Here is a 3,209-nt window from a genome sequence, read left to right on the forward strand (position 1 = left end):
CATGTCCGTTCCGTAGACGGACAACCACAAGGGTTGTCCCTACAGCCTAAGGACAGACCCGAATCACGGACACGGCTCACGGATTTTCCGTGTTTCATCTGTGTGCATCTGTGGCTGAATAGTTACTATTGTTTTAGGTATCTACTCAGGCCTCCGGTAATTCGGTAATCACTGATCACCGATAACCGAGGTTTTGAGCTTAAGCATCTTCTGATACTCTATGGCGGCCTCTTCTCTTCTCCCCTCTTTATTTAGAAAAAACCACAGATTCTGATAACCGACCAAAAATTTCGGATCAACTTCTACCGCCTTTTTCAGGTAGTAATAAGCCTTCCCTTTATCTCCCTTTTCCGAATAGACCGCCCCTAAGTTACTATGGGCCGCCGCATTTTCTGGTTGGATTTGGATGAGTGCTTCACTCTGAGCAATAGCTTCATCCCATCGCTTCTGCTGGAAATAGATGGAGACCAATCTTTCCCTTGAGGCGGCGTCCTGAGGGTCAAGCTCAAGGGTGGTTTTAAACTCTGCCTCAGCTTCCCTTAGCTCTCCCAGGTCAAGCCAGGTCAGCCCCAGATTAAAATGGGATCCCTTGTGGTAAGGATTATTCTTAAGACATTGCTGCAATTCCGCCCTGGCCAGGGGTAAATCACCCATCTTTCGATGTAATAGTCCCTGGTTGTAATGGACTTGGGCATAATTGGGGGCATATTTTATCAACTTCTGATAGGTGGACAGGGCTTCTTTAGTATCCGGTATCTTTTCTACGTAAAGGTAACCAGCCTGGTAGTAAGCCGGGTAGCAGATAGGTGAGATGGAAATAGCCTGTTCGTATTCCCTGATAGCCGTGGTATAATCGCCTCTCTTTTCGGCTATATCGCCTCGTTTTAAGTGAAGGCTGGCTTGAGCCGGCCGAATGATAAAAGGGATAAGTAGAATAAGAAGCCCAATGGCTAATAATGAGTAAGCCACGATAAGTTTCGAGTTCGGGGCACCCGCTTGCGGCTCGTCGAGTTTCGAGGGTCGGCGTTTCTTGGATGGTGAGATGACTTTTGGGGCTAACTTTTCTGCCGGCCGGGCCATTACTACCACTAAACCGAGGAGCAGCCAGAGGTAAACCCCAGAGGTAAATCTAAGATCAACCGTAAAGGCAGAGTGAACGAGAAGGCCGATGATACTTACCAGACAACCTGAAAGCATTCCCCATTTTTTCACCCCTATCCAGAGACAGGTGAAGATAAACCACAGGAAAGCCAGCAGGCCCAGGATACCCATCTCAGCCAGTATTTCCATGTATTCTGAATGGGCATGATGGGTATTGTGTCCCAACCCGCCGGAATGAAAGCCTGCCGGACGAAATTGGGGGAAATTGATCATAAAGGTTCCCAGGCCATGTCCTAAAATAGGGGCAGCGGCAAACATCCTCAAGGTGCCCTGCCAGATGAAGAGACGAACCTGGATGGAGCTTTTTACCCCCTCTGGAGAAGGGGTAAGATCAAACCCGGCTGGTTCAAAAATCGAGGTAACCCGTTGAATTGTTGCCGGTTGGACTAAGAGAAGGAGGCCAATGCTTAAGAAGAGGAGAACAAGACCCACCGCGATTACAGATCTTGGATTTCGGATGGAAAAGATGACGATCAAAAGGATAATTTCTACTCCAAAGGCAATCCAGGCCCCTCTGGTTTGAGTTAGCCCAAGGCAGAGAATTAGGCATAAAGATAAGATTCCATATCCTACCGATGGCAGATGGCGCCCCCACTTCGTGGGTAGGGGGGATGGCGGATTTACTCCTTTTCGGACTTCAGGGCCTTTATTCCGAAATTCCGGGTACCCACGAAGTGGGTGCGAAATCCGAAATGAGAAGGTGATGGCCAGGGGAATAACCACCACCAGAAAACCGGCTAAAAAGTTAGAGTTGCCAAAGGTGGAGGTCACCCCACCGCCTCCGGTAAAGATATCATACCCGAAATATTGAGCGAGGCCGTAAAGGGAGACCAGAAGGCTTACTCCAAGTAAAACATTAAGCAAGAGGTGAATTGTCTGGCTATCTTTAACTGACACCAGGATGATCCAAAACAGCAAGGCGTAGCTTATCAGGTTGGCGAATTCATAAAGAGAGGCCAACTTGTAAGGAGAAAGAGCGGTAGAGAAACAGGCTAAAAGCAGAAAAATGCCTAGAGGAAGAAACAATTTTGGATTTCGCACCCATTTCGTGGGTACCCGGGATTTCGGATTCTTTATTCCGCCATCCCGGGTACCCACGAAGCGGGTGCGCCATCCGCCATAGAGTAAGGAAAGGACGAGGATGAGAATTTGATCGATAGGGGTTTTAAGCTCAGTGGAACGAAAGGTATAGGGACTGACTACCAGGGTATGAAGAATGATAAGCGTAATAAGCCCGATATGAATTAGAGACTCAAAAGAGAGTCGCCGTGCTGATAACATTTTATTTTATTATCCTACCTTAACCGCTTTTAAACCCTATTTATTGATCTTCTCTTTAGGGCCTATCCTAAACCCAAGACACCAGGCGTCTACCAGACTCCTGGTGTCTCAACCCTTTCACGCGCGGAGGCCTTGGGATAGACTCTTAGTAGCTGATAACCCTTTGAGCGACATTCAGTTGTAAGTTAAATAATGGAGAACACTTTCTCTTCTCGACTCTCAACTCTCTCCTCTCAGCTTTTTTTGAGTTCGGGTAAGATGGTGAGAACCATCTCATACCCGGCTCGATGCCGCTTCTCCATAACCGAAAGCCCAGCAGATACTCGTTTAACCCACCCCTTACCACGACGCTTAATCTCATCCCAGGCAAGTAACAGGTCTCCTGGACGCTCATCCGCTAACAGAGAAAATACTTGCGCCGCCTGCATAATGTCTTTCTCCATCTTATCGGGCATGACTACTTCCCGTTCTTGCGAGACAATTAGCTTGTGGAAGGCAAACCTTGCCGAAGTGGGGACATTCACCAAAATGCCGCCCCCATTTACTACCACCCCCTGCTCTGGGTTTTCTATCAGGTAGTCCAGAAAACGAAGAGGTTGGGCCGCCACATTGAACCGGGATATAAACTTGCATTCCCCAGTTCCAGAAAAGGTTTTGTGCTATTGGGCCAACAAGGCTTTTTGAAAGATAGCTTTATCTAATAGAAGCTTTAATTAAGAAAAGAGATTGTCACCTCACCATAATGATTGATATCTGAGGGCATCTTT

At 47.6% G+C, this 3,209-nt stretch carries 2 protein-coding genes; both read right to left on the bottom strand.

Annotated features, from left to right (window positions below):
- Positions 1 to 168 precede the first annotated feature (168 nt).
- Positions 169 to 2,442, bottom strand: a complete 2,274-nt coding sequence (locus AB1797_13765) for a tetratricopeptide repeat protein (protein MEW5768653.1) — start codon at positions 2,440 to 2,442, stop codon at positions 169 to 171.
- A gap of 233 nt (positions 2,443 to 2,675) precedes the next feature.
- Positions 2,676 to 3,065 (bottom strand): GSU2403 family nucleotidyltransferase fold protein, encoded by a 390-nt coding sequence (locus tag AB1797_13770; protein MEW5768654.1) that lies wholly within the window; start codon positions 3,063 to 3,065, stop codon positions 2,676 to 2,678.
- Positions 3,066 to 3,209 lie beyond the last annotated feature (144 nt).

This window comes from bacterium (assembly GCA_040753085.1).
GTDB lineage: Bacteria > UBA9089 > JASEGY01 > JASEGY01 > JASEGY01 > JASEGY01.